This window comes from Frondihabitans sp. GW821-FHT04F02, from assembly GCF_059420045.1.
On the sequence record NZ_JBWKSZ010000002.1, the window covers coordinates 169890 to 193787 of the forward strand.

Genomic DNA, 23898 nt, shown 5'->3' on the forward strand with positions numbered 1-23898 from the left:
TACCGGGCGATTCGGGCCCGGGTGCCTTTCGACGTGTGCGCCGCCGCCTGAGGAAAGGACACGCGTGAGCGACAACCACCGCTCCGAGAGCCCCCGCCGTGCCGCACGCCGAGCCCGGGAGGCCGCCGAGGCCCCTGCGACCCCGTCGCCCGCCGACTCCGGCCTCGCCCGGCACGGCCGTCTCGGCCACCGCGGATCCGGCGCGTTCGTGCTGAAGTCCGTCGCCATCGCCGCGGCCGTCGTGCTGGTCAGCGGCGTCTCCGTGGGAGCGATCGCCATCAAGCAGCTGAAAGACAATCTGGGCAGCGGAGTCGCCCTCCAGGGCGAGGAGACCGAGAAGGCGCTCCAGGGCACCGGCATCGGCGCCTACCAGGGCGGCTTCAACATCCTCATCGTCGGCACCGACAACGACGCGAAGCAGAGCACGACCGAGTTCGGCGAGCGGGACGCGACGCTCAACGACGTCAACATCCTGCTTCACGTGTCGGCCGACCACACTAATGCCACGGCCGTCAGCATCCCGCGCGACCTCGTCGTTCCGATCCCGTCCTGCAAGAAGGAGGACGGCTCCGGCTCGTCCAGCGCGATGTCGGCGCAGCCGATCAACACCGCGTACTCGTACGGGGGCCTCAACTGCGTCGTCCAGACGGTGAAGGGCCTCACCGGCCTCGACATCCCGTTCGCCGGCCTGATCTCGTTCAACGGCGTCATCGAGATGACCAACGCCATCGGCGGAGTCCCGGTCTGCGCCAACAAGCCGATCCACGACACCTACACGGGCCTCGACATCCCGGCGGGCACGACCACGCTGCAGGGGCAGGACGCCCTCGCCTTCCTGCGCTCGCGCCACAGCATCGGCGACGGCTCCGACCTCGGCCGCATCTCGAGCCAGCAGGTGTACCTCTCGTCGATGCTCCGCACGATCAAGTCGAAGGGCGTGCTGGGCAACCCGGCCAAGCTCCTGAAGCTGGCGCAGGCGGCGACCGAGAACATGACGCTCTCGAACAGCCTCAACAACGTCAGCCGCATGATCGAGATCGGCGTCGCCCTCAAAGACCTGCCGCTCGCCAACGTGAACTTCGTGCAGTACCCCGGCTCGACCGCCGGCACCGGCGTCTACTCGGGCAAGGTCCAGCCCGACACGGTCACAGCAGGGCTCCTCTTCGACGCGATCAAGGCCGACAAGCAGTTCACGATCCCGGAGGGGTCGACCGGCATCGGCTCGGAGGACACCTCCGGATCGACCGCCACGTCTCCCGCCACCACGCCTGCGGCGCCGTCGTCCGGGGCCGCCGGGACGCCGACTGCTCCTGCGACGTCGTCGACGACGTCGCCGTCTCAGACGACGCAGATCAGCGGCCTCACCGGTCAGACGGCAGCCGACAAGACCTGCTCGGTGGCCTACAAGTTCTAGGTGCTCCCTGAGAGAAAGGTCCGCCCCGCGAGTAACCATCTCGCGGGGCGGCCTCAGTCACTCGACCGCTCAGGGGATGAGCGGGAGTGAGACCCTGCGAGGCCGGGATCAGGGGTGTTCGGCCTCGCAGGGCGCTGCGTGTCCGGGCATCTCTGCACGGCGGAACATCCGTTCCAGGCGCGACTCGACGGATTCGGGCCGTCGAGACTGGGGAGCGCCTCGGGGTGGAACGGGCTGGTGAATAGAACTCTAGGTGTCCGCACAAATGAGGACAAGGGGACATTCCCACCCAGATCGGGGGGCAAAAACGTCCGCGTTAATGCGGACACGGGGTCAGCGACCTCATGGCGCAGGATCTCGCCCGGCCTCCGCTATAGTGGAGGCCGTGCGCTCGCAAGTCGGGCGCCGAGGAGCTGTCGCATAGTTCGGCCTAGTGCACCACCCTGCTAAGGTGGAGTGCCCTTTTTGGGCACCGTGGGTTCAAATCCCACCGGCTCCGCACTGGGGGGCGTTTACGAAACTCGGCAAGATTGTTTACGAATCTAAAACCCCCGGTCAGAAGGCCCTCGAGTAACCTCGAGGGTCTTCTTCCCTCTTGGGGGCGGCACGCCCCCGTCCCCCTTCGGCGCTTGCGTTAGCAGTGGCGCGGCCTAGGAATTAGAGGGATCTGTTTCAACCATCTCCGGTGCACGGCACTCTTCTCCTAATTAGGGGATCTGCGGGCGAGCAAAACCACCGTGGCTTTCCGAGTTGGGTATTAGTTCGACGCGTCGGATTGACGTGCGTCAAGGCACTCTTGGAAACCCGAAAATCTAGGTCGGCGACCGAGACGTTTTGTGATCAACTTGGTCGATAAGAGATGGGACCCTAAGTTGAATCAGCCCGGAATCGTCGAACAGTACTGGACCGGAGTCGCGAGCCAACTCCAGGTCGAAGCCGAGGTTTTCAATCGTCTCGTAGGGCATAACGGGGAGATGGGGAGGGCCAATGAACTGGCGCTGGCTCAACTGGCCACCCGCCTTCTGCCGTCAACGGTCGAGGTCGGTACCGGAATTATCATCGACAGCTCGGGCGCTCGGTCTAAGCAGATCGACGTCATTGTCTATGAGCGTGTCTCGCAACCCCAGGTCATGGCCCAATCCACTCAACTGCTATTTCCCGTAGAGACGGTCGTCGCCGCTCTGGAGGTAAAAACGACAGTGGATGCGGCCGCCGTAGCGGATGCAGGTGCAAAGTTCGCCAGTGTCAAACAGCTCACGCCAAAAGGCGGACGCCAGGTGCCGCTCACGGGATTCTTTGGGTATTCGGCTTCAGGTAGTCCGTCCTCTCGTGCTCAGGAAGTGAATGACCTGGGCGAAATGGAGGAGCCCGACATTTCATGCGTGCTGAATCCTGGCCTGGCTGGGACAGCAGCCTCGGGTGGTTTGGGATTGGTTCCGCTGCACGTCGTCGGGGCTGACGGAAAGCGTATGGACCTGAGCTGGGTTGAGGCCGCCGGTTCTGGTTCTTGGGAAGTGCGGGGTAGTCACTCGTATCCCGTGTCGCGCCTTGTGAACAATGGGACTCGCTACGTCTTCGAGCCAGGGCGCGCATTGCTCATCTTTGCGCAGGCCCTGTCGGCTGGAATTGCTTCCCGAACTCATGCCGAGAGCGGCTGGCTCGATTCCTACCTTCCAGAGATCGCACGCCAAATAGTCCTGCCCGTCAAGGCATGACTTCGAGGATGAAGCTTGCTACATCCCATGCTTCAGCTTGAGCAACCTTTACGGAATTGAATGTGGGACCTAACGGTCCCCTACCGTCTGGCAGCGCCACCCACTGGTCGGTAACGACGACGACTTCGTGTCCCGCTCGTGAGCGTTGCAATGCGAGGGCCACAACCTCGATTTGAGCGTTCTCGTCCGTGTCGTCGGGATCGAACAGCACGTCGCACATCGACAGCGCTTCCTCCGTTAGGTCCCATGGGGGACTGGCGTCGTGGAAACTCGCTTGAGCCATTCGAACCCAACTCGTCACCAAATCTGTCTCGCCGAGTTGCTTGCAGTCCTTAATGACCAGAGGTGGGCAAATGAGTTCACCATCCTCCGCCAGAGTCGTCAGCTCATTGAGAAGATCGGGGAATGTGATACCGCAGATGGGCGCCGCAGTCTCTAAAGCGACGAGTGCCGTCGCGTCAAGCACGAAGATCCTCACTTCAGCCGACACCGCCGGCGAGCTCGCGAAGGCTACTGAGCTCTGAACCGTTTACATGAAGATAGCGCCGAGCATCGAGCTCGCTAAGTCGATTCGCGGTTCTAAGGGCAAGCACGGCTTTCGTGAATGTCGAGCCGTATTCGTCCAGGCGGATAACGGGTGTGGTTCGTCCGCCACCAGGCAGAAAACCAGGAGGATCATTCGCATCGCCGTTAGTGGCAAAGGCGCGGGCAACAACCTCCTCGTTAGTCAAGCCGAGGTCACGGAGGCGGATGGCCACGGCCTGCCAGCTGGCTTTATAGCGATTTGAAGTGAGCTTGATCCGCTCGTCCATCTGGCCGAGAGACACGGAAGACCAGTTCTTACGCTCGAAATAAGTTCGCAGATCTTGCTCGGGCAGTAGGAAGGCGGCCGCGAACGCATCGCACCATCGCTCGTCGGCAGAATCCTCGAAGTGACACATCGAGGCAGTGCCGTTGGCGAGGTGGCCCAGCTCATGAAGCAGAGTGAATGTTCTTAGCGCGGGTTGCTTGTAGAACGAGTTGATCGCGATTACGGGTGCAAGTGGATCCGTGAGCGAAAAACCCCTGCAATTTTGTTCACCGAGGTCGCGGTACATCACCGCGATTCCCAGTTGCTCCACTCGCCGACGAGCTTCGCGGAATAAAGCTGACTTGCTTGTGGCCTTGGTCTGAAGTTGAGTCGTCCAGCTCAGATGGTGACGCATGATGTCGGCGTATTCCGACGCTGAAGCTGATGGTTTGGGCAACGAGACTGGTTCAGCCTGGGCCTCTTGGGCCGCAGCATGAGCGATTCGTTGCAGTCGCGACGTCGTTCTTACAGCCGTTAGTTCTGCGATCGGGTTGTGGCTGTTGCCTCCGACTGCGGCCCGAAACTTCGGACCTACGCCTGAGGAAAGGGGTGCCTGACTCAAGAAAAAGAATTGAACCGAGCGGCCCACATGTTTTGCGAGTAACTGAACGTCGCCCTTGGTGGGCTTCGCAGTGCCGTCCAGCCAGGAATGAACCAGCTCGGGTGATCTGCCCGTGACGGTCGCGACAGATTCAGCATCGATGTCGGCGTCCTGCATGACCCAAGACAGGATTGACGGGTTGATCGGCACTTGAGCCACGATTGCAGGCTACCTTGTCTCCTTCGATAAACGAACCAGAGGCGCGGTGTCCAGTACGGCGATCAGTATCGGTCTCACCATAAGGGCAAGCATGCGTCGACAACGTCGCGTCGCGGTGAAGGCGAGCCCCCAACAAGACGGTCCCCCTTTGGCTCCGCAAGAGCGGGGCGTGTGACCAACCCCGGACGGGCCCGACGCTGGGTGTCCTATTCGGAGAGATCGATACGATCCGCTCGCCAGAACGCGATGGACAACGGGTGCGGCGGGAGAGTATCTTCCGGGGCGTAGACCTTGTCCGCGGGATTGTTCACTCGCGAACTTAGACGGAATCGGTCGGCGAACGCTTCCACGCCAGCGCGAAGCTCGGCGGTGTCCTCGGCATAAGGTGTCGTGATCCAGAGGACGCCGCCGGCGACCTTCTTACTCGACGGCCAGAAGCAAATACTGTGGTCACGCGGGAATGCGCCCCAGAGCGGGTCCTTCTTGTCGAGCAGGTCGCGATCGATCAACCGCTCGACACCATCGGCATTCGTTTTCTCGGAATCCATCCCGTACTGCTCGTTTATGGCGTTTGCGTTGAAGTAGTTGCCGGTCCATTTTGTGGCCATTGCGCTGGGGTCCCGATCCTTCATGAATGACAGACCTGTCCATGTTGGCAGATGGACTAGATGCCGGGGCCGACAGATAGGTACCGCTACTTCGAGCTCGCGCAGGAGCACACCGCCCCTTGCGCCATGGCGCCCGACTGGTTTAGTCCTCGGGACGAGCAGCTGGCGTCGCGGCAGATGTGAGTCTTGACTTTGTCTTCTCGAGGCCCGTAATGGCGTCGGGGCGAACGCTGCCGGAAACTGTTTGATTCGAGAAGGGTTGGACCGACTCGCAGCCGATGTCGATGGAGCGGTCCTCTTCAACACCGGAGCTTACGGATGTCGCCTGCCGCGTCTGCGCCCCATAGTCATGTTGACAGTTATCGCTCCCCTTCCAGCAGCGTTTCGCACAGGTGGGTGGGTGGCGCTAGGCGTAGCTTCCGCGCCCTCAGCCATGGCGCCGTTTGGCGCGACCAGGCCACGTTTTCAGCCCCGCGGGTACGGCGGTCCAGAAAAAGTCCCAGCCGGTTCGACCCTCGCGGAATAGAGGCGGCATGATCCAAGATCCCACCCTTCAGATTCCCGCCCCCTCTTCCGCCAGGCTCGACGATGTAGCACACTTTGCTAATACTAATCAGCACCGACACGCCGTCGACGTTCAGGACGCCATCATGGGCTACGTCCCCCACCTTCCCGCCCACCAGTGGGATGCCGCGCGGCCGTTCGTGCTCGGGACCGTCCTTCGGGTCGAGTTTGCGACGGCGAAGTACGTCCGCGAGGTCATGCTGCCGCTCGTTCGCTTGGCGGTGTGGGCACTGGAGGTCGCTGGGCTTCCGCTTCGCACTGAGACCCTCCTCCGCGCATCGGTCATCCAGCGATTCGCGGCAAGCCAGCCGACGGCGTTGAAGCGTCGCGAATATGAACGGCGGCTCCTCCTCGTCTCCGAAGCCCTCGGCGGTGAGCGGCAGGCTCGTCGGCTCGGCACGCCCCAGGCTATGACGGTCAAACCCCTCGCGCGGGAGGATATCGCCGCGATGTCTACCTTCGTCACAAGCCTTCGCGAGCCCGCCCAGCGTCGTCTCGGCTTCGCCATCATGGGAGGCTGCGGGGGTGCAGGACTCCGCCGACATGAGCTGCTGGACGTAGTCGTCGACGACGTCGAAACAGTTGGAAGTGGCTTCGTTCTTCACGTGCGGGAAGGGTTCCCTCGTTCCGTCGTCGTCCTACGCGAGTACGAGGAGTACATCCGACGAGCGCTTAAGGGGGCAGCCAGCGGTGAGTCTCTCTCCCGGCCAGGCCCGATGAAACGAGTGCGTCGTGAAGACAACGCTCGGCCCTTCGGGACGAGACCCGGTGGTCGCGTTCCCGATGCCGCCCGACTTCGGTCGACCTGGATTGCCGGGATGTGCCCCGTGCTTACGGCCGGCGAGCTCCTCTACGTCGCCGGCTACAAGAACCTCTCCTCCCTCGACCCATACGCCGAGTACTTCACCATCCCGGACCCCGCCGAACTCGCTGAGGTCCTCCGCGACCCGAAGACCGTCGGAGGTGCCGCGTGACCCTCTCCGAAGCAGAAATCATGGGCGGCATCCTCGATGACGCGGCCCACGCCATCTACGACACAATTGCGGCAAGCGGACTGCTTGACGTCGACGAGGTCAAGGCAGCGGGCAACAAGACCACCCCTATAAAGGCCAAGAAGATTTCCATCATCGCCGCACGCATCGACGCCGCGGGCATCGACCCCCTGGTCGACGGATGGTTCCGTTACGACCGCGAGGCATCTGGCAAGCACGCCGGTGGCCGCAATCCACTTCTCACGAGACGCCAGGTGCTCATCATGGCTCTGACGTTGGCCGACGAGCGAACTCCGTTGCTCATCAGCGAGTACGCAAATGCTTTCCACACACGTCTCACGAAGAAGGCTCGGGTCGTACTCGGCGTCGACCACCTCATCGACACCGGCGACCCTAAGCGCGACTACCAAAGGTGGTACATGCGCGTGGCACGTATGCTCTACGGCACCATCGGCACCTTCGACGCGTGGCCCGCGCCGCGCCGTCTGCTCGAGCGGAAGGACCGCGAGAAAGCGAAATCCGAAGGGAACCGCCCCGCTGCGATGGTGGCTCTCAAGGAGCCTCGTGCACGGGAATTCACCAACACCATGCTCGAGATGAGCCTGCGCGCTCTGCCACTCGAGTACCAGGAAGCGTGGAAGGGCGCGCTGTCTGCGGACCAGAGCGCCATCGCCGCACCGAGTCAGGCGATGCCGTGGCGTAGAGACCACGAAAAGCCGGGGAGCCCCGAAGTGTTCGACGAAATCGAGGTTGAGCGCGACGGCAAGATGGTCTGGGAGGAAGCGAAGAAGCCCGTCATGGAAATCGACGCGACGCCCTACCCGAGGGACAAGGGGCGGCAGGACAAAGACTTTAACGGGCCCATTCCCGACTTCCAGATGTCGTACGCGGCAAATCTGATGATGACGGTCAACGACCCCGAGACCCCTGACGCTCACCCGCAGCTCATAGCGGCCGCGAGCCTTCACCAGTTCGGGCGCTCCATCGGCGAACACACGATGTCGAACGTCGACTCGCTCATCGGCCGCGGGTGGAACGTCCGCCGACTGTCAGTGGACCGGGGGTACAACGCCGGCATCGAGATGGACGCGTTCCACATCCCGCTCGCTCAGCGTGGAATCGGCCTCGTCGTTGACTACAAGCGGCACCAGCTGGGACCTCAGAAGGAGACTATCCACGGTGCCCTCGAAGTTGAAGGTGACTTGCTTTGCCCCGCCACGCCCCTGGACCTTCGGACGCTTTCCCTCGACGCAAGGGACGGAAGCATCGCGCCGAAGGAGTACTTCATCAAAATCGAGGAGCGCAAGAAATACCGAGCCCGCCCACTCTCACAACCAGACGCACAGGGAGGCGCACGCTACTACTGCCCCGCTCGGAGGCAGAGTGCCACAGTGACCTGCCCCCTGGTGGAGCTCCACGCCAAGGCGAGCCCCAACGTGCACCGCCCCCACATCGACGAGGACCTCATTCCCGTCCACCCAGACCTCTTCTGCACCAAGGAGTCTGTCATGGTCGAGTGGAACGAGGGGCTGGCCACCAAGCAGGAGCTCACGTACGCCAGTCGAGAATGGCTGACGGTGTACTCCCATGACCGTCAGTCGATGGAGGGCATGAACGCCTATCTGAAGCGGATTCACGGCCTGGAAGACGCCGACCGGCGCATGATGCGAGGCCTCGCCGCCCAGAGCTTCATCCTCACTATGGTTCTAACCGCTGCAAACTTCGCCCGCATCAACAAATTCCTCCACGACCGCGCCGCCGGCGTTGTGACAGAGGACCGCGACCGCAACCGCGACAAGCAGGGCTACTCCAACTATCACCGCTTCTACACGAAGCCCAAGAGGCGCCGGGGGATGACGCTCAAAGAGAAGCGGGCAGCGGCGGCGAAGCCGGTTCAGCCCGCAGCGACCACCGGCACGGGCCGCAGAAGGGGGCGCAAACCCATCGAGTCGTCGTAGTGCTCTGAGGTGTCCCGGCTCAAGCCGGGAGCGGGGCGTTCTCTATACCTCCCGCAGCCACAACGTCGTCAACTCGTCGTCGGCTGGCTTTACGAAGGGCAACAGCCGGTCGAGAGCCTCTCCTGATTTGAGGCCCGCGGCCTCGAGTAAGGCCGGAAGGGGCGTTCCGGCCGACAAGTGCCGCACCAGCCAAGTAGCACGCATCCGCCTCGCTCGAAGAGGAACTCGCTGATTCGAACGGGTAACGAAGTCGGTGATGAGGTTCGCGTTGCTGCCGGCCTGGCCTGAGCGGAAGACCCATCCCTCGTGACCTATGTACTCGAGTCGCTCGCGCAGGAACCCCTCCCACTCGCGGATGACGGGCACACGGCGAGATGTCGGTTGAGGCACATAAATGAGGATCCCGTCGCCATCGACCTCGACGTTGGCCGCTGCAATTGAGCAGATTTCTCGACCTGTAAGTCCGGCGCCCAGGCCGAGCGCGAGCAACGCTTTCGCAGAACTGCGTCGCTCCGGCGAATGTTGAACCGAACACCACGACAGCAGCGCCGCCAGCTCTGGCTCCGCATAGGGGGCCTGGGGGTCGGAGCGCTGGATGCCGATATCTCTGTCCGGTTCACGGTCTTCGCCGAGGAGCGCCGTCGACATGCTCCGCAGCTTGGACCGCATGGTGGCGCGACCAGCAGTCGTGTAATGGCTGAGGCCCTGCCTGCTAAAGCGATCCACCGTGGACGGGTGGAAGATCATCTTGACCTTGAGGGGGTACCCGGCAGTTTCGACTGCCCAGCGAGCCATCATCGCCATGACCGGATACAGCTGTTTTTGACTGTAAGGCGTGCCCGGTGCAGCCGCGCGCACCATCTCGCGGACGAACGGAGCAATTCTGGTCCAAAGCTCGGTAGGCATGGCGGGCGTGTAGTCGTAGTGGTCATTGCCTGCGCTGGGACAATTCATCATCATTCGTTTATAGTAATCAACGTGAGTTCACTTCCGGCATCAATCCGAGTCACCAGAATCGGAGGCGTATCGACAGACCTCGGCTGGCTAACCGGCATCACGCTCCCCGCGTTCACGGAAGTCGAGTTCGTCGATTTCGGCCGACGCGTTGACGTCGTGATGACACGACGGGACGAGGAGGTAAGCGTGGTGGGGGACATGGTCACTGGTGCGAGGGTAGTCAAGTCGAACGGCAATCCTGAGTCGCCACTTGTCGCTTTCGCGCTTCTGATGCTTAAGTCCCGGCAGCTCCAAGCCGGTGCAGGGGACGAACCACTCAATCGCGAAATGACACTTCAGGACATGGCCAGTCTTACTGGAGCCGAGTACATTCCCTACGGTTCAGTACGGTGGCCCTTGTCGCCTGATTTGAGGGCAGACATGCACGGTGACGGCTAGAGGTTCCGAGCGCTCCGAGACGAGTAAAGGTCGGCATTTAGACCAACCTCGAGCCGAGAAATAGTGGCCAGATCTGGCCAAGCGTGCCCATTCAGGATCCGAAGGAGAGTTACGTGATGGATATTCGTCTGCGCGGCGACGGACCTCAGCGGCCGACCCCTCATCTCATCGCGCAACCGGATGACGAATTGCCGAGCGATTTCTCCGTAGATATCGGACGAAGCGACCTCGGGCCATGGCATCGGCGCTAACTCCGCCGGGGTAGATCGCGCCGTTCTTGCCATGTCTCAAGGCTAGGAGCCGATGTCGCGAATGGGCGACACCTCGCCGAGTCAACGTCCGCTACTCGAAGCGCGCGGACCAGGCAATATGTCTTATCTCACCTCTTAGGCAGCTCAAGAGCGCCTTGAACGGAGTGGACTCGGTAGCCGGGTCAAGGTTCCCGAGGGACAAGTGGCTTGGGGATTTCGACTTCGAGGCGAACCCGAACATCAACCCCGCCACCATCAACACCCTCGCCACCGGCGACTGGGTCCGACGCGGACAGCCGCTCTGCCTCATTGGCGACTCCGGCACCGGCAAAAGCCACCTCCTCATCGGCCTCGGCACAGCGGCAGCCGAGAAGGGGTTCCGAGTCAAGTACACGCTCGCGACCCGGCTCGTGAACGAACTTGTCGAAGCCGCCGACGAGAAGAACCTGGCCCGCACCATCGCCCGCTACGGGCGGGTCGACCTCCTGATGATCGACGAACTCGGCTACATGGAACTCGACCGCCGGGGCGCCGAACTCCTCTTTCAAGTGCTCACGGAGCGAGAGGAAAACAACTCCATCGCGATCGCCTCCAACGAGTCGTTCTCCGGCTGGACGAAGACCTTCACCGACCCGAGGCTGTGCGCGGCGATCGTTGACCGGCTGACGTTCAACGGCACCATCATCGAAACCGGCACCGCGTCCTACCGGCTCGCCCACACCCGCCAGCAGCAAACCGCCTGACCGGGCGGGCTTCCTAGTCGGTTCCAGTGACGGTGCTGCGGCGTTCGAGGAAGACGTTGTCCCGCCATTGCCCGGCCCACGGACCAAAGCTCATCCGCCCGATGCGTTCGCGGATGCCGACCTCCCGGAATCCGTGCGCGGCATGAAGGGCAAGGCTGCCCTGGTTCTCGGGGAAGATCGCGGACTGAATCATCCACACCCCGGCCAGTTCCGACACGGTGATAAATTCCGCCAGGAGCAGGTGGCCGACCCCGGCACCGCGGGCGGTCTCGGCGACGTAGATGGAGTGCTCGATGACACCCCGATACACCGGCCGAGACGACACCGTCGACGCGGCCGCCCACCCAACGACGTCGCCCTGCGCGTCCACAGCGACGAGGCGGAGATCCCGGATCTTCCCGCCGTCGAACTCTTCCCAGGACGGGGTCGTGTCCTGGAAGGTCGCGTTCCCCGTCGCGATGCCCTCGGCATAGATCCGCTCTACGGCCGGCCAATCGCCCGCCTCCATGACGCGGATCGTCACCTCGGTCATGCCGGGTTGAGCGCCCGACTGCTGGCTGTGAGGGCGGTGAAGTTGGCGCGGTAGTACGCCCACTTGCCGCGCTGCTCGCGGACGGCAAGGCCAGCGTCGACGAGCTGCTTCATGTGATGGGACACGGTCGGCTGCGACAACCCGACCGGAGCGGTGAGGTCGCAAATGCACGCCTCCCCGGTGGGGCTCGCTGCGATGAGGGATAGGAGCCGGACCCGGGTCGGATCTCCCAGGGCCTTGAAGACCTTCGCCACGTCCTCAGCTTGCGACGCGTCGAGCGCGTCTTCGCTGGCTGGTGCGCAGCAGGCGTCGACGGGCTGGAGAAGGAGTGCGGCGCTGGTGGTCATGGGTTCAGTCTGCCAGTCGCATTGACATCTGTCGATGTATCGAGCACAGTCGATGTATTGACCGTTCTCGATCCGAGGAGTCTTCCCGTGTCTGATCTTCCTGTCGTTGTCATCGGTGCCGGCCCTCAGGGCCTCGCTGCTGCCGCTCACCTTCTCGAGCGTGGGATCGAGCCGCTCGTCTTCGAGGTGGGCGCCGGTCCGGCGGCAGCGGTGGGGGAGTGGGGTCACGTTCGCTTGTTCTCTGCGTGGCCCGAGCTGGTGGATGCGGCGGCCGGCCGTCTCCTGGCCGGGACGGGGTGGGTTGCCCCAGCGACTGGGTATCCGATCGGGTCGCAGTGGATCAGCCGCTACCTCGCGCCCCTCGCCGAAGCCCTCGGCGATCGGGTGCGATACGGCACGACCGTGACCGGGGTGGGCCGGAAGGGCCGCGACCGCCTGGTGGATGCGGGCCGCGGCGAGCAGCCCTTCACGGTCCATGTCACTGTCGACGGCAGCGAGCAGCGCATCGACGCGCGTGCCGTCATCGACGCTTCCGGTACCTGGTCGACCCCGAACCCGCTGGGCGCCGATGGTCTCCCTGCGCTTGGCGAGAAAGCAGCGGCCGGCTTCGTGTCGTACCGGATTCCTGACTTTCATGACGCTGCCCGGTTCGCTGGGAAGCACACGGTCGTCGTCGGGAGCGGGCATTCCGCCGCGACCGCGATCAACGAGCTGACCCGCGTCGCGAAACAGCACCCGGAGACTCGGATCACGTGGGTGCTTCGTCGAGGGAACGTGGGGAACACGTTCGGCGGCGGTACCGCCGATGAGCTGCCCGAGCGTGGCGCACTCGGTGCCCGCGCCCAGAAGTCCGTCGAAGCGGGGATCGTCGATCTCGTCACCGGGTTCCGGGTCGAACGCATCGACACCTCAGAGACCGGCGCCGTCCTTATCTCCGAGGACGGACGCGCCCTGCCCGAGGCAGACCTGGTGGTCGCTCTGACGGGGTTCCGTCCCGACCTGTCGTTCCTGTCCGAGGTGCGCCTCGAGCTGGACGCCACGTTGCAGGCGCCGGTCCGGATCGCGGCGGAGGTGGACCCGAACGTGCACAGCTGCGGGTCCGTCCGCGCCACGGGAGCGGCTGACCTCGCGCAGCCTGAGAAGGACTTCTACCTCGTCGGTGCGAAGTCGTACGGGCGTGCGCCGACGTTCCTGGCGATGACGGGGTATGAGCAGGTCCGCAGCGTCGCCGCGGAACTCGCCGGCGACCACGAGGCCGCCGCCCGCATTGACCTCGTCCTCCCGGACACCGGCGTGTGTGGAGGTGCGGGGCTGTTCGATGACCCGACCGGCGCCAAGGGTGGCGCCTGCTGCGCCCCCGCACCGACACTTCTGCAGATCGGCCGCGCACCCGTCAATGCCTGAACCTAAGGCCCAGCTAGGCCTTGGTGAGGCGGGGGGCGAGTTCCTGAATGCGGTGTTCGAGGTCCGTAAAAGCGGCCTCGAATGCCGCATCCGTTCCGGTCCTGACAGGGTCGGGGATCGACCAGTGCAGCCCGGAGGGGACGGTCAGTTCTTCGTGAGCGTTGTCGCAGACCGTGACCACGAAATCATCCGGCCCAAGAACGTCAGCGAGCAGCTGCGGGGTGGCTTCGTGCAGGCCTAGGTCGTGTCGTTTCGCTGCCCGAATGGCACCGAGTTCGACCCGCGCGGCGGGGTTAGTTCCCCCCGATGTGGCAGGGATGCTGCTCGCACTCGCCCACAGGGCTGCGGCGAGCTGGGACCGGGCCGAGTTCTCAGTACAGACGAACACCACCCGGTGCGCGGCCACCGATGCCGTCGGGGTCAGCCCGGTCAGGGCGCCCGGGGCGAGGTGGAGGTAGCTGCGCCGGCGGTCACCCTCGGACCGGACCCGAACCAGAATGCCCACGCCTTCCAGCACCTTGAGGTGATGCGCCACCAGGTTCGAGGGCATCCCGAGCTGCTGGCCCATATCGGTCGGGGAGACGTCCCCGAGGGTCAGCAGGTCGACGATTCGCAGGCGTGCCGGATCGGCCAGAGCGGCATGCTTCGCGGCCCGAGCCTCGATCGTCTCTGTTAGCTCAGCGTTCATTACCTCAATCTTGACTGAGGCACCCAGTTGCCGTCAAGATGTGGACGTGCCCTCCTCGACCCCCACTCCCCGAGCCGACCTCCTCCGCCGCCTGCTGGCGGAGCTGCTCGGGACGGGTCTGCTGGTGACGGTTGTCGTCGGGTCTGGGATCATGGCCCAGCAGCTCAGCCCGCACGACGTCGGGCTGCAACTGCTGGAAAACAGCCTCGCCACTGCCTTCGGCCTGACAGTTCTGATCTTGATGCTCGGTCCGATCTCCGGGGCGCACTTCAATCCGGTGGTCACCCTGGCTGACTGGGCTCTTGGCCGTCGAACCGGCAACGGGCTCCGCTCAGCGATGGTCCTTCCCTACGTCGTCGCGCAGGTCGTCGGGGCGATCCTCGGGGCGGTCCTGGCGAACACCATGTTTGGCACTCGCACCGCTATCTCCACTACCCACCGAGCCACGGGTGGTCATCTGCTGGGAGAGGTCGTCGCGACGGCGGGCCTGATCCTGGTGATCATCGCCCTCGCCCGCACCGGTCGCGGGGCGCTGGCTGCTCCGGCAGTGGGTGCGTACATCGGGGCGGCGTACTGGTTCACCAGCTCTACCTCGTTCGCGAATCCCGCCGTGACCATCGGTCGCATCTTCACCGACACCTTCGCCGGCATCGCTCCTGCCTCCGCCCCCGCCTTCATCGGCATGCAGCTGCTCGGCGCCGCTGTCGGCTGCGCGCTTCTTCTCGTTCTCTACCCCGACGTCGCTCGGTCCGCCGACGATGTCGTGGTCCCGCACCTCGACCAGGCTTCCGCCTGACCCGCCCGAAAGGCCCTACCATGCATCTTGTTGCCATCGGCGGATCGGACGCCGGCATCTCCGCCGCCCTCCGCGCCCGCGAACTCGACCCCTCCGTCGACGTGACCGTCGTCGTCGCGGACGCCTACCCGAACTTCTCCATCTGCGGCATCCCGTACTTCTTCTCCCGCGAAGTGCAGCCCTGGCAGTCCCTCGCGCACCGCACCCACGCCGACCTCGAAGCCACCGGCATGAATCTCCGGCTGGAGACCTTCGCGACGTCGATCGACGTCGCAGATCACCGCCTCGCCGTCCGCGCCCTCGACGGCACGGAATCCACCATCGACTACGACGCCCTCATGGTGGGCACCGGCGCCCTCCCCTCCCACGCCGGCATCGAAGGCCTCGATGCGTTGGGGCCCGACGACGGACTGCACGTCATCCACTCCATGGGCGACACCTTCGCCCTCGACCGGTTCCTCGAAACCCGCAACCCGGAAACCGCAATCATCGTCGGCGCCGGCTACGTCGGCCTCGAAATGGCCGAAGCGTTCACCGTCCGCGGCATACGCACCACGCAGATTCAGCGCGGCCCCGAAGTGCTCTCCACCCTCGACCCGGAACTCGGCGCCCTCGTCCACACCGAACTGACCGACCACGGCGTCACTGTCCTGACCGACACCACCGTCAGCCGAATCGACAAGACCGCCGACACGCTCACCGTCACCGCCACCCATCTCGACGAACCGGTGACGCACACCGCCGACGTCGTCCTCGTCGTCATCGGCGTCCGACCGAATACCGATCTCCTCGAGCGCGCCGGCGCCCGCCTCGGTGCCGGCCGGGCCATCGAAGTCGACGACACCATGCGGACCGGCCTGCCTGACGTGTTTGCGGCCGGCGACGGGGTCACCACCCACCACCGCCTCCTCGGCACCACCTACCTGCCCCTCGGCACGACCGCCCACAAGCAGGGCCGCGTCGCCGGGGAGAACGCCCTCGGCGGTTCTGCCCGGTTCGCAGGATCCGTCGGCACGCAGGTCGTGAAAGTGTTCGACCTCGTCGCGTCCCGCACCGGGCTCCGCGAGCACGAAGCCGCAGCGGCCGGGTTCGCCCCTGTCAGCACAACCGCGATCGCGGATGACCACAAGCGGTACTACCCGGGGGCGCAGCCGATCTCGATCCGTGTCACCGGAGACAGCCGCGACGGGCGTCTCCTTGGCGCGCAGCTCGTCGGCCGCCTCGGCACCGAGACCGCCAAACGAGTCGACACCTACGCCGTCGCCCTGCACGCCGGCTTGACCGTTGAGCAGGTGAGTGAACTTGACCTCTCCTACACGCCCCCGCTCGGTTCCCCGTGGGATGCCGTGCAGGTCGCGACCCAGGCGTGGTCCCGCGAGCACCGTCAGGCGGTCACCGCATGAGTAACAAGCCCACCGTGCTGTTCATCTGCCAGCACAACGCCGGACGCTCCCAACTTGGAGCTGCCCTTCTTGAGCACCTCGCCGGAGACGACTACACCGTCACCTCCGCCGGAGTCTCACCCGACACGGCAGTGAACCCGGCGGTCGCGGCGAGTATCGGGGAGTTGGGGATGGATATCAGTCGACGGACACCGCGCGTCGTGACGGCGTTGGATCTCGACGAGGCCGACGTCGTCGTTCTGATGAAGCCCGGCCTGAACCTCCCAAGTACGCCCAGAGGCCGTGTGCTCGAGTGGTCTTTCCCGAACCCGGAGAACTGGGACGTGGACTCCGTCCGCCCCCTCCGGGACGCCGTCGCTGCCCGCGTTCATGCGGACCTCCTCTCCTGAAGCCAGGAGGCGCCACAGCGGCAGCTGATGCCTAGGATCGGGGATTCGTAACCACGCGACCCCGCCGAAATTTCCGCCACTGCTCGTGCAGATCGGCTTGCAAGTGTAAGTGGGTGGAACGGGTGCCAACTCTTATGGAAGGGTTGGCACCCGTCCGTCCGGCCAGCCGACTAAGGAAACTGGCCGCTTTGCTGCGCACGCTGGGCGTGTGCCGGTCCGGGTTGGTCGCTCAAAACCGCCCGGAACGTCTGTGGGCTCAGCCGACCAGGCCGTAGGGCAGGTCGGGGTGGAGGTCGCTGATCTCGGTGAGCCGGTTGTACTTGGCGACGCGTTCTCCGCGGGCGGGCGCGCCGGATTTGATCTGGCCGGTTCCGGTACCGACGACGAGGTCGGCGATGAAGGTGTCGGTGGTCTCGCCGGACCGGTGCGACACCATGCTCTGCATGCCCGCGGTGCGGGCGGCAGCGATGGCGTCGAACGTCTGGGAGACGGTGCCGATCTGGTTGGGCTTGATGAGCGCCGCGTTGGAGAGTCCGTCTTCGCCGCCGGCTCGGATGCGGGCTGGGTCGGTGACGTAGAGGTCGTCGCCGACGATCTGGATGGTGTCGCTAAGGCTGGTGAACATCGCTTTCCACCCGTCGTGGTCGTCTTCGGAGAAGCCGTCCTCGATGCTCCGAATCGGATACGAGCTGACGAGGCCTTCGTAGTACGCGACCGTCCCTACCCGGTCGAGGGTGCGGTCTGCGATCCGGTAGCTACCGCCACCGGCGGCGAATTCATTCGCAGCCGGGTCGAGAGCGATCGCGACCGTTTCAGCGCCGGGTTCGTAGCCGGCGTGCTGAATGGCGGTGACGAGCAGGTCGAGGGCTTCTTCGGGAGCTGAGATCGAGGGGGCGAAGCCGCCTTCGTCGCCGAGGCCGAGCGACCCGAACCGGTCCCGGACAAGTGCCGCGAGGGCGTGATAGATGTCTGTTCCGATGCGGACGGCGTCGGTGATGGTGGCGGCATTCACGGGGACGATCATGAACTCCTGGAAGTCCAACGCGTTCGCGGCGTGCGCGCCACCGTTGAGGACGTTGAAGTGCGGCACGGGAAGCCGCGGGGTGCTGCCGGTGGCCTCTGCCATCCACCGCCACAGCGGCAGCTGCGCGGCGGAGGCGAATGCCCGAGCCATCGCGATGGACGTCGCGACGACCGTGTTCGCGCCGAGCCGCCCGTACCCGGTAGTGCCGTCCAGCTCTGCCAGGGCGTTGTCGACGTGGCTGATCGAGTCCCAGGACTTACCGGTGAGCAGGGGCCGGATCTCCGTGTCGAGGAGGTTCAGGGCGTGGGTGACGTCGCGGCCGCCGTAGGGGGCGCCGCCGTCTCGGAGTTCTCGGGCTTCGTGCGCTCCGGTCGAGGCGCCCGCGGGGGCGTCACCGGTGACCTGTGTGCCGTCGGTCAGTTCCAGGTGCACGCGGATCGTCGGGTAGCCGCGGGAGTCCAGGATGCGGCTGCCCCGCACCTGGGCGATCGAGGCCGGGTGGGAGGTGAGGGTGACGTATTCACCTTGACGGTGGGAGTGGTGCAGATTGCTGATGTAGTCGTTCATGGCCGGAATCCGTTCGAGAAGTAGTGCAAGAAGCCCCGCGGGTGTGGGGCGGTGGGGTGACGGTTACGTGTGCAGGGTGGCCTGCTGTTGTGCCGTGCGGATGACTTCTTCGGCGTCGGCGCGTGAGGCCCACCCGTTGGTGGTGACGTGCTTGCCGTGTTCGATCTCCTTGTAGTGGGAGAAGAAGTGCTCGATCTCCGTCAACGTCGCGTCGGGGACGTCGATGATGTCGCGGAGGTGGTCGAAGCGGGGGTCGCCGTTCGGGACGGTGAGGATCTTGTCGTCGCCGCCGTTCTCGTCGACCATGCGGAGCATCCCGATCGGGCGGACGTCGATGACGACTCCGGGGAATGTCGGGCGCGGCAGGAGCACGAGGGCGTCAAGGGGGTCGCCGTCTTCGCCGAGGGTGTCGTCGATCGAGCCGTAGTCCTGGGGGAACACCATGCTGGTGAACACGGCCCGGTCCAACCGGATGCGGCCGGTGGTGTGGTCGACTTCGTATTTGTTGCCGCTGCCGCGGGGGATCTCGATGGTGACGTCGAAGTGCATGGTCGGGGTCCTGTCGTAGGTCAAAGGTGGGTGCCGAGGAGGATGCCGGCGGTCGCCGCGGCGACGGAGACGACGAGCATCCCGAGGCCGTTGACGGCTGCGGCGGTGATGCGCCCGCCGCGGGCGAGGCGGATCGTCTCGAAGCTGGCGGTGCTGAAGGTGGTGTATCCGCCCATGACCCCGGTCCCGAGGACCGCCACGGTAAACTCGCCAAGGTGCAGGGAAGCGCCGGTGATGAGCCCGAGGAGGAGGGAGCCGGTGATGTTGATCGTCAGGGTGCCGACCGGGAGCCGGAACTGTCGGCCGGCGTTGATGCTCCCATCCAGCAGGAACCGCAGCGCGGCACCGATCCCGCCCCCGGCGGCGACGGCGAGAACAGCCAGCGCGCTCACGAGGCGCTCCCTGAGGTGGGGCGAGGCCTGAGCCAGCCGGCGATGGTGAGACCGACCGCGGTCGCGATCGCACCGGTGAGGACGGTCAGGAGGGCGTACCCGGCGGCGGCGAGTCCCCGGTCGGCCAGGAACAGGCCGGCGGTCGTGGTGGCGAGGGTGCTGTAGGTGGTGAACCCGCCAAGGACACCGGTCCCAAGCAGCAGCCGCAGGATGCGGCGGCGGCCTTCGTCGGGGCCTCGGTGCGCGAGCGCTTCCAGGAGCACCCCGAGCAGGAGGGCGCCTCCGACGTTGATCCAGAAGATCGACCAGCTGACCCCGTCGCGTGCCGGGTACGCGGAGCTGAGGAGGTCGCGGGCTGCCGTGCCGACGGCGCCGCCGACCGCGACGACACCGAGGTACCGCCAGCGCAGATGCACCGGTCGCATGGTCTTCTGCGGGTCACCGACGTCGATATCCGGATCGTCGGGAAATTGGTTCTCGGGCATCGTGGTGTCCGTTCGGGAAGTCATGTTCCGCCTTCTGCCGCGACCAGGGCCGCGGCGTCGTCTGCTGTCGGGTCCAGGAACTCGCCACCCCGCGGGCGCAGCGTGTCGCCGTCACCGACCCGGTAGCGCAACGGTTGCCCGGTCGGCAGATTCAAAGCCCCCACCTCGTTCTCGGTGAGGTCATCGATGCAGGCGCACAACGCCCGGAGGGAGTTGCCGTGCGCGACGACTAACACCGTCGCCCCACCCAGCACCGCCGGCAGCAGGTCGGTCTCGTAGAGCGGGCGGACCCGTCTCACGACGTCGGCAAGTGACTCCGTCCGTCGAACAGCGCTTCGCGGGAGCCCACGGAGGGCCGGTGTGTGGCGAAGAGCCCACCAGTTCCGGCGCGTCATCTTCGGTGGCCGCCCGGTCAAGGAACGGCGCACGCGGGTGAACTCCACCTCGCCCAGCGCTGCTCGAGCGGTCGCTTTGCTCTGCCCGGTAAGAGCCCCGTAGTTGCGTTCGTTTAGCTCCCACCGCTTCGTCGCCCTCGGGCGCGACTGGAGCTCCTGGGTGACGAGGTCGGCCGTTCGGACCGCACGTTGCAGGGTCGAGGTGACGACGATGGTCGGCGTGATGCCGTTCGCGCGGAGCAGTGCCGCTGCCCGGGCGGCTTGCCGCTCGCCCTCCGGGGTGAGCTGGACGTCGAGCAGGCCTGTGAAAGTGCCCTCGGCGTTTGCGGTGCTCTCTCCGTGACGGAGGAGGACCAACTGACCGGTCATGAAGCATCCCAGGGCAGCGGGTCGTCCAGTCCGACCGGATTCGTAGGGACCACGACGACGGGACGGTGTTGTTGGTGGGCCAGCCGGGCGGCGACCGAGCCGTTGAAGAACTCCGTGATCCGTTGCCGGCCGGAGTGGGTGCCGACGACGATCAGGGCTGCGTCGCGGTCCTCGGCGACCGCCGCCAACACTCGGGCGGGCATCCCTGCCCGGAGAAGGAACTCCACCGGAACCTGGTGCGTGTCGGCAACGTTCCGGACGGCGGCCGACTCGTCGGCGGACAGGCCCCGGGGCGTGCTGTCACCCGCGTCTGGGTCCAGCGCCTCGATCATCTCGGAACCATCCGAACGGGTTCCCAGAGACAGCAGAGATCCGTCGACCGTGACGCACAGGAGGGCCGCGTCGAAGCGCTGCGCGAATTCGGCCGCTGTCTGGATGATGCCGGGCGCGAATCCAGGTTGCAGCCCGACAACGATCACGCTCGAGTGCGTTGGTGTGGTCATCACGTTCCCTACCTCAGGCGCGCGTGAGCGCTGCCGTATGAGATAGGGACTGTTGTCGACGACTGTCGAGGTTGGGTCCGGCAAGCCCCACTGCCGGGTCTGACGACTCCCTCAGTATGCACCCGGAGAACGCACGGCGTTCAACATCGACTGGGTTTCCTCGTGGCGGTCGCTTGCCGACGGCGTGGGACCGCGTCGGAGTACCGTCTGACTCATCCGGGTTCGACGACATAGTTGCCCGAAGATCTGGTCGAGCAGCGAAGGGGACACCATCGTGGAGTGGTCGAAGCGGTTGGATCAGATCGTGCACGAGCACGACCCTTTTAACGCCGAACCTGACCCGCGCCAGCTCGGGGTGGATCGGGTCACGGATACGACACGGTTCTACTCCCGGAACCATGGCCCGATCCCGACTATTGATCCCGTCGGGTGGGAACTTCCCATCGACGGCCTGGTCGGGCAACCTATCGTGCTCCGCCTTTCGGACCTCCAGTCCCGCTTCGAGCACGTGACGATTGACGCGACCTTGCAGTGCGCCGGGAATCTGCGGTCGGGACTGTTCTCCGTCGCTGAAATCCCAGGCGAAGCTCCGTGGGGTGCCGGAGCGACGTCCTCCGCCGTTTGGACCGGGGTTCGCCTGGCCGACGTCCTCGCCTCCGTGGAGGTTCTCCCCGAGGCACGCCACGTCGTCTTCGAAGCGCCGGATGTGTCGCAAATTCCGGATGAACCGCAGTCCTACGGCAGTTCGATTCCGCTGCACAAAGCCCTTTCCGGGGAGGTGCTTTTGGCGTGGGAGATGAACAACGAACCGCTCCTTCCGATTCACGGCGCACCCGTCCGGGTTGTGGTGCCCGGGTTCATCGGGGCTCGGAGCGTCAAGTGGGTGACCCGCATTCACCTGGAGGCGGAGCCTTCGACGAACTACTTCCAAGCGACCGCCTATCGGCTCCTTCCACCGGGATTCGACCCGAAAAAGGCTGGCCCAGGCGATGGGCTCTCCCTCGCTTCCGTCGCCCTCAACTCTGCGTTCTTCCTTCCCGACACTGTTGACGTGCCCGTCGGCACGTTCCGGCTGGACGGGTATGCGTATGCGGGCGATGACCGCGCGGTCAGCCGGGTCGACGTGTCGATCGACTCAGGAGCCACCTGGACGTCGACGCAGCTGGAAGAGCCGACTAACGAGTGGACCTGGCAGTTCTGGCACGCCGACGTGTACTTGACTGCCGGCACACACGAGGTAGTGGTCCGCGCCTGGGACTCCACCGGGGCGCTCCAGCCCTCGGACCCGGAAGATGTCTGGAACCCGAAGGGGTACGTGAACAACTCCTGGAAAAGAATCATCATCACCGCCCGCTAACCCAGACCCTGGAAGCTGTCTTGCCGAGACGCGAAGGCATGCTTGCGCAGGTTCCGTTCTCGCCTGGCTGCGGCGCGCTTCTGAGGTAGAACCACACGACTGAAGATGACGTCATGAAAAAGCAGATACCTTCGCACTGCTGGCCGACCCCGGTCCAGGCGGGGCCGCCGAATGTCACGATCGCTCGGAGCCCGGTGAGCTCTTCCAGCAGTTGCACAAGCGCGGGGCGTGGTTGTTCCAGGTCAGTGGTCGTCGATGGTGGGGCAGTGCCGAGGGGACGCTGTTCCAGCGCAGGTAGCTCTGCCGGGGGAGCCCCGATTGGATGCGGGCGGCGCGGAACGCTTTCGCGTCGGTGCCGGCGTTGTCTTCGCTGCAGATCGCGTGAGCGCCTTGCGCGAGGGTGGCCGGTCCCGGTGATTGCATCAGAACGAGCACGGGAGAAAGTTCGCCCCCGGACCAGGGATCGAATCCGGGGACGAACCATTCACCTGGGCTCGTGATGGGGTGCCGCCACGCGTCCGCCAGCGGTGTCAGCCGGTGAAGGTGTGGCGTCGGCATCTGGTGAGTGTGGCGCAGCTGTCAGGAGCTGGCACCGTTGATGGTGAAGGTGACCGTCTCGATGTGGGATGCAAGGCCGAGTGCGGTGAGGTCGGCGGCATTGACCTGGCCGTCGTGGTTGGCGTCGGTGATGACGGCGGGCGCGTCGTTGTAGACACCGTCTTTGTTGATGTCCTTGACGACGGCGACAGTCAAGGTGGTGGTCGAGGTTCCCGCGATGGGGGCGCCCACGATCCAGTCATCTTGGATGGTTGCTGAAGTTCCGTGTCGGTTAGTGACACCGGTGAGGTTGAACAGGTTGGCAAGGTTCGTACCGGGGCCGGAGAAGCCGGTGGCGGTGGACGTGGTGGTGGAGGACAGCACGACAAGGCCGGGAAGCTTGTCGTCCTTTCCAGGAGAGAAGGTGCCGGGGAACGGGGCGATGTTGTTGTGGCCTGCCGGTCCGGTGAGTTGCGGGCCGGTGAACCCGGCCGCTTTCAGGCCTGCCTTGTAGGTGAGGGACAGGTCAACGACCCACCCGGCGCCGGCGATGCCCGCACTGTCGCCCTGGTGCGGGCTGAGGATTCGGACGCTCACCGGGCTGCTGTCGTGGTCGTGGTGGCGCCAGCTGTGACCGGGGTTGGATGCTTGGGCGGCTGCGGCGCCACCCAAGGTGAGGGTCACGAGGGCGGCGGTGGTGACGCTTGCTGCGACGATGCGGCGAGTTGCGGTTCTCATGGGGATGGTCCTTCGGTCGGTGGGGGCGTTCGAGGCCAAAAAGGAAAGGCCTCCACTTCCACAACTCCGCGGCAGCGACGAAGGTTCACCGCAAAGCAAACACCGTCGAGGAGAACCGTCTGCGTCGAATGAACTCCGGGTGGGTGCGCAGCGTTATCAGAGAGAGGAGGCGG

At 65.0% G+C, this 23898-nt stretch carries 25 protein-coding genes, 1 tRNA gene and 1 pseudogene; 12 read left to right on the forward strand and 15 right to left on the reverse strand.

Annotation, left to right across the window (positions count from 1 at the left end; all coding sequences use genetic code 11):
- The first annotated feature begins 64 nt into the window (after positions 1–64).
- The 3 genes from AC07TY_RS05965 to AC07TY_RS05975 all read left to right on the forward strand — a co-directional run bounded on the left by AC07TY_RS05965 (position 65) and on the right by AC07TY_RS05975 (position 3129).
- Positions 65–1414, forward strand: a complete 1350-nt coding sequence (locus AC07TY_RS05965; protein WP_494784672.1) for an LCP family protein — start codon at positions 65–67, stop codon at positions 1412–1414.
- Between the two features lie 409 nt (positions 1415–1823).
- Positions 1824–1913: transfer RNA gene (locus tag AC07TY_RS05970), tRNA-Ser, on the forward strand.
- A 337-nt stretch (positions 1914–2250) separates the two neighbouring features.
- Positions 2251–3129, forward strand: a complete 879-nt coding sequence (locus tag AC07TY_RS05975) for a DUF6602 domain-containing protein (RefSeq protein WP_494784673.1) — start codon at positions 2251–2253, stop codon at positions 3127–3129.
- Here AC07TY_RS05975 and AC07TY_RS05980 read toward each other — a convergent pair.
- The 3 genes from AC07TY_RS05980 to AC07TY_RS05990 form a co-directional block, all read right to left on the reverse strand.
- A complete protein-coding gene (locus AC07TY_RS05980; RefSeq protein ID WP_494784674.1) occupies positions 3119–3595 on the reverse strand; it encodes a hypothetical protein in 477 nt (158 codons plus the stop codon). The genes AC07TY_RS05975 and AC07TY_RS05980 overlap by 11 nt on opposite strands.
- Before the next feature lie 13 nt (positions 3596–3608).
- Complete coding sequence (locus tag AC07TY_RS05985) at positions 3609–4739, reverse strand: ImmA/IrrE family metallo-endopeptidase (RefSeq protein WP_494784675.1); 1131 nt, start codon at positions 4737–4739, stop codon at positions 3609–3611.
- Positions 4740–4945: 206 nt separating this feature from the next.
- The gene (locus tag AC07TY_RS05990; RefSeq protein WP_494784676.1) at positions 4946–5371 is read right to left on the reverse strand and encodes a hypothetical protein; all 426 of its coding nucleotides are present in this window, start codon (positions 5369–5371) and stop codon (positions 4946–4948) included.
- Positions 5372–5997: 626 nt separating this feature from the next.
- Here AC07TY_RS05990 and AC07TY_RS05995 point away from each other — a divergent pair.
- Positions 5998–6885 (forward strand): hypothetical protein, encoded by an 888-nt coding sequence (locus AC07TY_RS05995; RefSeq protein WP_494784677.1) that lies wholly within the window; start codon positions 5998–6000, stop codon positions 6883–6885.
- The gene (locus tag AC07TY_RS06000; protein ID WP_494784678.1) at positions 6882–8861 is read left to right on the forward strand and encodes a hypothetical protein; all 1980 of its coding nucleotides are present in this window, start codon (positions 6882–6884) and stop codon (positions 8859–8861) included. Before AC07TY_RS05995 ends, AC07TY_RS06000 begins: the two co-directional genes overlap by 4 nt.
- 42 nt (positions 8862–8903) lie before the next feature.
- Here the strand turns inward: AC07TY_RS06000 and AC07TY_RS06005 are convergent, their stop codons facing one another.
- Positions 8904–9821 carry a hypothetical protein gene (locus tag AC07TY_RS06005; RefSeq protein ID WP_494784679.1) on the reverse strand — a complete coding sequence of 306 codons (918 nt, stop codon included), beginning with the start codon at positions 9819–9821 and terminating at the stop codon, positions 8904–8906.
- A gap of 18 nt (positions 9822–9839) precedes the next feature.
- Between AC07TY_RS06005 and AC07TY_RS06010 the strand changes: the two genes are divergently transcribed.
- Positions 9840–10256: a hypothetical protein gene (locus AC07TY_RS06010; protein ID WP_494784680.1), complete on the forward strand. Its 417-nt coding sequence runs from the start codon at positions 9840–9842 to the stop codon at positions 10254–10256.
- Here the strand turns inward: AC07TY_RS06010 and AC07TY_RS06015 are convergent.
- The gene (locus tag AC07TY_RS06015) at positions 10253–10540 is read right to left on the reverse strand and encodes a helix-turn-helix domain-containing protein (RefSeq protein WP_494784681.1); all 288 of its coding nucleotides are present in this window, start codon (positions 10538–10540) and stop codon (positions 10253–10255) included. The genes AC07TY_RS06010 and AC07TY_RS06015 overlap by 4 nt on opposite strands.
- A 149-nt stretch (positions 10541–10689) precedes the next feature.
- Here AC07TY_RS06015 and istB point away from each other — a divergent pair.
- Positions 10690–11250: pseudogene (istB, locus tag AC07TY_RS06020) on the forward strand (IS21-like element helper ATPase IstB); the annotation flags it as partial.
- A 13-nt stretch (positions 11251–11263) separates the two neighbouring features.
- Here the strand turns inward: istB and AC07TY_RS06025 are convergent.
- Positions 11264–11782 carry a GNAT family N-acetyltransferase gene (locus tag AC07TY_RS06025; protein WP_494784682.1) on the reverse strand — a complete coding sequence of 173 codons (519 nt, stop codon included), beginning with the start codon at positions 11780–11782 and terminating at the stop codon, positions 11264–11266.
- Complete coding sequence (locus tag AC07TY_RS06030) at positions 11779–12129, reverse strand: ArsR/SmtB family transcription factor (RefSeq protein ID WP_494784683.1); 351 nt, start codon at positions 12127–12129, stop codon at positions 11779–11781. The genes AC07TY_RS06025 and AC07TY_RS06030 overlap by 4 nt, the downstream gene beginning before the upstream one ends.
- 87 nt (positions 12130–12216) lie before the next feature.
- Between AC07TY_RS06030 and AC07TY_RS06035 the strand changes: the two genes are divergently transcribed.
- Positions 12217–13533, forward strand: a complete 1317-nt coding sequence (locus AC07TY_RS06035) for an NAD(P)-binding domain-containing protein (RefSeq protein ID WP_494784684.1) — start codon at positions 12217–12219, stop codon at positions 13531–13533.
- Between the two features lie 13 nt (positions 13534–13546).
- Here AC07TY_RS06035 and AC07TY_RS06040 read toward each other — a convergent pair whose 3' ends face one another.
- Positions 13547–14221: an arsenate reductase/protein-tyrosine-phosphatase family protein gene (locus tag AC07TY_RS06040; protein ID WP_494784685.1), complete on the reverse strand. Its 675-nt coding sequence runs from the start codon at positions 14219–14221 to the stop codon at positions 13547–13549.
- 46 nt (positions 14222–14267) lie between these two features.
- Here AC07TY_RS06040 and AC07TY_RS06045 point away from each other — a divergent pair, with 46 nt between their 5' ends.
- From AC07TY_RS06045 to AC07TY_RS06055, 3 genes are read left to right on the forward strand one after another with little or no spacing between them, the layout of a single operon-like run.
- Positions 14268–15017 carry an aquaporin gene (locus AC07TY_RS06045; RefSeq protein WP_494784686.1) on the forward strand — a complete coding sequence of 250 codons (750 nt, stop codon included), beginning with the start codon at positions 14268–14270 and terminating at the stop codon, positions 15015–15017.
- Positions 15018–15037: 20 nt separating this feature from the next.
- Positions 15038–16420, forward strand: a complete 1383-nt coding sequence (locus AC07TY_RS06050) for an FAD-dependent oxidoreductase (RefSeq protein ID WP_494784687.1) — start codon at positions 15038–15040, stop codon at positions 16418–16420.
- Positions 16417–16809: an arsenate-mycothiol transferase ArsC gene (locus AC07TY_RS06055; RefSeq protein WP_494784688.1), complete on the forward strand. Its 393-nt coding sequence runs from the start codon at positions 16417–16419 to the stop codon at positions 16807–16809. Before AC07TY_RS06050 ends, AC07TY_RS06055 begins: the two co-directional genes overlap by 4 nt.
- 256 nt (positions 16810–17065) lie before the next feature.
- Here AC07TY_RS06055 and eno read toward each other — a convergent pair whose 3' ends face one another.
- The 6 genes from eno to AC07TY_RS06085 all read right to left on the reverse strand — a co-directional run bounded on the left by eno (position 17066) and on the right by AC07TY_RS06085 (position 21093).
- On the reverse strand, positions 17066–18400 hold the full coding sequence (gene eno, locus AC07TY_RS06060) for a phosphopyruvate hydratase (RefSeq protein ID WP_494784689.1): 1335 nt from the start codon (positions 18398–18400) through the stop codon (positions 17066–17068).
- Positions 18401–18463: 63 nt separating this feature from the next.
- Entirely contained in the window at positions 18464–18949 is a 486-nt protein-coding gene (locus AC07TY_RS06065) for an inorganic diphosphatase (protein WP_494784690.1), read from the reverse strand.
- A 20-nt stretch (positions 18950–18969) separates the two neighbouring features.
- On the reverse strand, positions 18970–19341 hold the full coding sequence (locus AC07TY_RS06070; protein ID WP_494784691.1) for a fluoride efflux transporter FluC: 372 nt from the start codon (positions 19339–19341) through the stop codon (positions 18970–18972).
- Positions 19338–19850: a CrcB family protein gene (locus AC07TY_RS06075; protein WP_494784692.1), complete on the reverse strand. Its 513-nt coding sequence runs from the start codon at positions 19848–19850 to the stop codon at positions 19338–19340. Before AC07TY_RS06075 ends, AC07TY_RS06070 begins: the two co-directional genes overlap by 4 nt.
- Positions 19847–20590: a 2,3-bisphosphoglycerate-dependent phosphoglycerate mutase gene (locus AC07TY_RS06080; RefSeq protein ID WP_494784693.1), complete on the reverse strand. Its 744-nt coding sequence runs from the start codon at positions 20588–20590 to the stop codon at positions 19847–19849. The genes AC07TY_RS06075 and AC07TY_RS06080 overlap by 4 nt, the downstream gene beginning before the upstream one ends.
- Complete coding sequence (locus AC07TY_RS06085; protein WP_494784694.1) at positions 20587–21093, reverse strand: universal stress protein; 507 nt, start codon at positions 21091–21093, stop codon at positions 20587–20589. The genes AC07TY_RS06080 and AC07TY_RS06085 overlap by 4 nt, the downstream gene beginning before the upstream one ends.
- A 274-nt stretch (positions 21094–21367) precedes the next feature.
- On the opposite strand from AC07TY_RS06085, the gene AC07TY_RS06090 reads away from it, so the two are divergent.
- Positions 21368–22450, forward strand: coding sequence for a sulfite oxidase (locus AC07TY_RS06090; protein ID WP_494784695.1), 1083 nt, complete (start codon positions 21368–21370; stop codon positions 22448–22450).
- A 579-nt stretch (positions 22451–23029) separates the two neighbouring features.
- Here AC07TY_RS06090 and AC07TY_RS06095 read toward each other — a convergent pair.
- Positions 23030–23725 carry a hypothetical protein gene (locus tag AC07TY_RS06095; RefSeq protein WP_123944962.1) on the reverse strand — a complete coding sequence of 232 codons (696 nt, stop codon included), beginning with the start codon at positions 23723–23725 and terminating at the stop codon, positions 23030–23032.
- Positions 23726–23898 lie beyond the last annotated feature (173 nt).